This window comes from Vibrio sp. Vb1755 (assembly GCF_033338635.1).
Taxonomy (GTDB): domain Bacteria; phylum Pseudomonadota; class Gammaproteobacteria; order Enterobacterales; family Vibrionaceae; genus Vibrio; species Vibrio alginolyticus.
The window spans coordinates 1-1,248 of sequence record NZ_JAWOTA010000211.1; the positions used below are offsets into that span (position 1 = coordinate 1).

The following is a 1,248-nucleotide window of genomic DNA, read 5'->3' on the forward strand; positions in this document are numbered from 1 at the left end:
TCGCCAATAGATCGCAAAAACAACGTGACCGCTTTAGGACCACCAATTTCATTTAGCACTAAGTTCGCGGCGGTGTTGTCGCTCATCAACATGGCGGCTTCACAAGCGTGTTCGATGCGTGTGCTTTGTCCAGCCAGTTTATCCATCACCGGAGACCAAACCACAATATTGCGTTCATCGATTTTCGCTGTGGCATTTTTGTTGAGTTTGCCGCTGTCCATGTCGCTTAGCATGGTGGCACACGCTAACGTTTTGAATGTGCTCATTAATGGGAAACGTTCGTCTCCGCGATAATCCCAACGCTCGTCCGTTTGTGTATCCCAGACTGACACTCCAATTCGCCCAGATGTTTGTTTCTCGATGAGGGAGATGTCTTCGTTTAATTTGGAGGCGTAACTAACAGTTGAGCAAACCATCAGCCCAACCAACAGGAATAACTTTTTCATGCGTGGTGTTCTTCGTTCTTTTGGTTTTGATTCGCACTCTGGCGATGTTAAGCAAACTATAACGAGTGAATACTCTAACCACTGTTAAATCCCTGTCGATTTTCTGTAGGATTCTGCGTAATACCTCCAAGTTTGTTATTGACCTTAGGTATATTGTGGGTTTACTCAACTTTACGAATATTGACGTTGCATTACGCTAGAAAAACTAAACTAGAGTTGTCGTCAATTTGAGAGTGATGTTCATGAAAACTGTACGAAATTTTGTATGGATGATAATTGCCGCCGTGTCTGTGTTGTGGTGGATGAGTGAACCGCAACTGCTGTCCTCGATCCAATTCTTCCAATGGCGCTCCGCGCTTATTCAATATTCTGGTGTTTTGTCGTTAGCTTTGATGTCTATTGCGATGGTGTTGGCGCTGCGCTTACCTGTGATCGAGCAATGGGTTCACGGGATGGATAAGGCCTATCGTGTGCATAAATGGCTCGGCATTGCGGGGGTTAGCCTCGGAGTCGTGCATTGGTTGACGTATAAAGTGCCAAAATGGCTAGTGTCGGCAGGAGTGCTCGAAAAACCAATCAAACACACCGGGGTTGGGCCTTCTGGGAACAACTTTGTCGGTTTAGAACTCTGGGTCAAAGAGTTGCGCGATGTGGGGCTTGGTTTGGGGGAGTGGGGTTTTTACCTGCTCTTAGCATTGCTCGTGGTGTCATTGTGGACGGTTGTTAAATACAAGCCATTTAAGTTGTCGCATCGTTTAATGGCTGTTGTGTATTTGATGATTGCTGTTCACTCCGTTTTGCT

Annotated in this window: 2 protein-coding genes; one reads left to right on the forward strand and one right to left on the reverse strand. The window is 46.0% G+C overall.

Features of this window, described 5'->3' with window-relative positions; all coding sequences use genetic code 11:
* The coding region (locus R7E00_RS23975) for a serine hydrolase (RefSeq protein ID WP_318124755.1) at nucleotides 1-446 on the reverse strand (446 nt) is incomplete at its 3' end.
* 242 nt (nucleotides 447-688) lie between these two features.
* Between R7E00_RS23975 and R7E00_RS23980 the strand changes: the two genes are divergently transcribed.
* Nucleotides 689-1,248: ferric reductase-like transmembrane domain-containing protein (locus R7E00_RS23980; RefSeq protein ID WP_318124757.1), on the forward strand; the 560-nt coding region annotated here is incomplete at its 3' end.